Genomic DNA, 4432 nt, shown 5'->3' on the forward strand with positions numbered 1-4432 from the left:
TTCAGTAAGGCATCAAAGTCGTAGTCATACAATTCATCTGGAATAGAAGCAATCCTTGCCATTATTAAATTCCTAGTACCGTATTATTTTAATATAATCCTAATGTCTTATAAAAGGATGTATTGAAGAAATGGGCAGAAGAAGAAAACAAAACGATTTAGTGCTATTAACTGAGCTTATTGATTTATTTTCTGTAAGATTGTTTCTGTTGTGCGCACTCTTTGATAGTGCGCATTTTGATTAGTCCCAATTCATTTTTAGTTTCTTATGGTGCTCAGCACAGTCTTTTAGATACAGATTAATTAGGTTCTGGTAAGGAATCCCATTTTCCTCTGATAATGACTTAAAATAATCAATAACATCCTCATCAAGCCTAATGGTTATCTGTTTTTTAAGCTGTTTAGCATAAGGATTTGGTGTTGAGTTTGAGAAATCGTAATTGTCACGCATAACGGAACCTGTCGTATTGTTTCTGCTCGTGCTTATTTGCTCTCCTGGCTGATATGAGTCTTATTTCGCTGTCGTCAGCCTGATATAGCAGTGGCATACCACGAGTGTCTTAAACTGGCTGCTTATGCCTAGCAATATAAAGCGCTCTTCGTCTTCTGAATGCTCTGGATCAGGTATTAACCTGGCGTACTCATCAAAGAAAACAGACTTGGCTTCATCAAATGATACTCCGTGTTTGCTTTGGTTGATGAGGTCTTTGCGCTCATCCCAAGTAAAGTTATATGCACTCATAATTATGTTGTAGTTATAGTATAATTATATGTCAAGGAACCTGTGTTCTAAACTGCGCAATCTTGATCGTTTTCTGGAGTTGGAGAACTTCTCACTTTGGTGGTGCGAACCTAGCTTTGATTCAATGGCTTGCATAATGAATGTACCTGATAGTGTACCTCTAGCTAATGGTGACTATATTCGAAAGCCCCTTATATCTTGGCTTCCAGTAAGCTTTGTTGGCATATTCCTATGACTGGCTACTTAATTGCCTGCTGTTGTTGAGAAGGGTGCTTATGTGTGTTTATAAGCCGTTTTAAGGTTATCGATGTTCATTGGTGGGGGTGAGGGACGAGAAGCCCCTACAATAAGTTAAGCGTTGGAGTTGATATTTATCGATTGCTGCTCGTCTATTCTATCGGTATCAACAGTAATCCAGTTAGTGACAAGGTCAGGGGGTGAGAGGGCGGATTCTTTTCTCATGTGTTCGATGGCGTTGCGAACAAGGTGCTCGATTTCTTGGCCTCTGGTTTCTAATTGAATGTCCTTGTCGTCAGTTGATGAATATTCGATGCCAACTGAAAGTAGGATGTGTTGTGTTTTAATCTGCGTAGTTACTTGTAACAGGGAAATACTCTCCAGCTAGCTTGAGCGCTTTATTGGTTGCTAAGTGTTCGGATTCTTTGGCAACAACTATTGTATGTATCTCAAATGTAGGAAAGGAATAAAGGGGTGAATCGCCCCCCCGAGGATAACTACTTTATTACTCGACTACATCAAATGATGTTCTTAGATCATTTTCACGGTTGAAAATACCTATTTTCACAAGAAACAAACGATAGTATTGGTCATCTTGCAGCTCATCAATAGTCTCGTTTAATACACTTAACCGTTGATTGATAGTACTATGAAGCTCTTCCAGGTTATCAAATAAATCAAGATCAAACTCTTTAGAGTAATATCGCTGCAGTTATAGTCGTATAAAGAATAAACAGTGATAGTAGGCATAATAAGTAACCTTAATGGCCTTTCACCGTGTTTCTGTTGATATGAATAATATATTAAACGACTAGTAGAGTCAGCAAAGAAACTTAAATGATTTAAAAATAGTAACATGTAATTAGTAGAATTATTATAAAAGCCCTATAAAAAAGTAGTAATCAAAAAAACTTTGCGAACAATGAAATAATATCATATAGCTAAATAAGTGATCTAATGGAAAAAGTGGTGAGTGGAGCATTGGGAAGTAGATAAAAAATAATAGAGGTTAGAGCAATAAATAATTAATTAAAAAATAAACACAAATTAATCCATAAATAAAATGGATAAAAAACAAATACACTTAAAATAAAGGGTTGAAAATTAAAATAATAAATAATTAATTCGATAAAAAACAAAATAAATAAAAATAATTAAAAAATAAATTATGTACCCACAAATACCCAAGCCCAAGCTAGTGCGATGCTAATGCGTACCCCAATATGCCCATACTATATATATAGTATGGGCATATTGGGGTACGCATTAGCATCGCACTAGCTTGGGCTTGGGTATTTGTGGGTACATAATTTATTTTTTAATTATTTTTATTTATTTTGTTTTTTATCGAATTAATTATTTATTATTTTAATTTTCAACCCTTTATTTTAAGTGTATTTGTTTTTTATCCATTTTATTTATGGATTAATTTGTGTTTATTTTTTAATTAATTATTTATTGCTCTAACCTCTATTATTTTTTATCTACTTCCCAATGCTCCACTCACCACTTTTTCCATTAGATCACTTATTTAGCTATATGATATTATTTCATTGTTCGCAAAGTTTTTTTGATTACTACTTTTTTATAGGGCTTTTATAATAATTCTACTAATTACATGTTACTATTTTTAAATCATTTAAGTTTCTTTGCTGACTCTACTAGTCGTTTAATATATTATTCATATCAACAGAAACACGGTGAAAGGCCATTAAGGTTACTTATTATGCCTACTATCACTGTTTATTCTTTATACGACTATAACTGCAGCGATATTACTCTAAAGAGTTTGATCTTGATTTATTTGATAACCTGGAAGAGCTTCATAGTACTATCAATCAACGGTTAAGTGTATTAAACGAGACTATTGATGAGCTGCAAGATGACCAATACTATCGTTTGTTTCTTGTGAAAATAGGTATTTTCAACCGTGAAAATGATCTAAGAACATCATTTGATGTAGTCGAGTAATAAAGTAGTTATCCTCGGGGGGGCGATTCACCCCTTTATTCCTTTCCTACATTTGAGATACATACAATAGTTGTTGCCAAAGAATCCGAACACTTAGCAACCAATAAAGCGCTCAAGCTAGCTGGAGAGTATTTCCCTGTTACAAGTAACTACGCAGATTAAAACACAACACATCCTACTTTCAGTTGGCATCGAATATTCATCAACTGACGACAAGGACATTCAATTAGAAACCAGAGGCCAAGAAATCGAGCACCTTGTTCGCAACGCCATCGAACACATGAGAAAAGAATCCGCCCTCTCACCCCCTGACCTTGTCACTAACTGGATTACTGTTGATACCGATAGAATAGACGAGCAGCAATCGATAAATATCAACTCCAACGCTTAACTTATTGTAGGGGCTTCTCGTCCCTCACCCCCACCAATGAACATCGATAACCTTAAAACGGCTTATAAACACACATAAGCACCCTTCTCAACAACAGCAGGCAATTAAGTAGCCAGTCATAGGAATATGCCAACAAAGCTTACTGGAAGCCAAGATATAAGGGGCTTTCGAATATAGTCACCATTAGCTAGAGGTACACTATCAGGTACATTCATTATGCAAGCCATTGAATCAAAGCTAGGTTCGCACCACCAAAGTGAGAAGTTCTCCAACTCCAGAAAACGATCAAGATTGCGCAGTTTAGAACACAGGTTCCTTGACATATAATTATACTATAACTACAACATAATTATGAGTGCATATAACTTTACTTGGGATGAGCGCAAAGACCTCATCAACCAAAGCAAACACGGAGTATCATTTGATGAAGCCAAGTCTGTTTTCTTTGATGAGTACGCCAGGTTAATACCTGATCCAGAGCATTCAGAAGACGAAGAGCGCTTTATATTGCTAGGCATAAGCAGCCAGTTTAAGACACTCGTGGTATGCCACTGCTATATCAGGCTGACGACAGCGAAATAAGACTCATATCAGCCAGGAGAGCAAATAAGCACGAGCAGAAACAATACGACAGGTTCCGTTATGCGTGACAATTACGATTTCTCAAACTCAACACCAAATCCTTATGCTAAACAGCTTAAAAAACAGATAACCATTAGGCTTGATGAGGATGTTATTGATTATTTTAAGTCATTATCAGAGGAAAATGGGATTCCTTACCAGAACCTAATTAATCTGTATCTAAAAGACTGTGCTGAGCACCATAAGAAACTAAAAATGAATTGGGACTAATCAAAATGCGCACTATCAAAGAGTGCGCACAACAGAAACAATCTTACAGAAAATAAATCAATAAGCTCAGTTAATAGCACTAAATCGTTTTGTTTTCTTCTTCTGCCCATTTCTTCAATACATCCTTTTATAAGACATTAGGATTATATTAAAATAATACGGTACTAGGAATTTAATAATGGCAAGGATTGCTTCTATTCCAGATGAATTGTATGACTACGACTTTGATGCCTTACTGAA

The 4432-nt window shown here is 35.6% G+C and carries 4 protein-coding genes; 2 read left to right on the plus strand and 2 right to left on the minus strand.

The genetic code is table 11. The features are described 5' to 3' along the window. Positions 1-240: 240 nt before the first annotated feature. Positions 241-450, minus strand: coding sequence for a BrnA antitoxin family protein (locus tag ORQ98_RS29065; RefSeq protein ID WP_274692323.1), 210 nt, complete (start codon positions 448-450; stop codon positions 241-243). 60 nt (positions 451-510) lie between these two features. Continuing rightward, the gene (locus ORQ98_RS29060) at positions 511-741 is read right to left on the minus strand and encodes a BrnT family toxin (protein WP_274692324.1); all 231 of its coding nucleotides are present in this window, start codon (positions 739-741) and stop codon (positions 511-513) included. Between the two features lie 2950 nt (positions 742-3691). On the opposite strand from ORQ98_RS29060, the gene ORQ98_RS29055 reads away from it, so the two are divergent. Together ORQ98_RS29055 and ORQ98_RS29050 are read left to right on the plus strand one after the other, a co-directional pair. Beyond that, positions 3692-3922, plus strand: coding sequence for a BrnT family toxin (locus ORQ98_RS29055; RefSeq protein WP_274692324.1), 231 nt, complete (start codon positions 3692-3694; stop codon positions 3920-3922). Between the two features lie 60 nt (positions 3923-3982). Further along, the gene (locus ORQ98_RS29050) at positions 3983-4192 is read left to right on the plus strand and encodes a BrnA antitoxin family protein (protein WP_274692323.1); all 210 of its coding nucleotides are present in this window, start codon (positions 3983-3985) and stop codon (positions 4190-4192) included. The last annotated feature ends 240 nt before the right edge of the window (positions 4193-4432 follow it).

It is taken from the genome of Spartinivicinus poritis (assembly GCF_028858535.1).
Classification (GTDB): Bacteria; Pseudomonadota; Gammaproteobacteria; order Pseudomonadales; family Zooshikellaceae; genus Spartinivicinus; species Spartinivicinus poritis.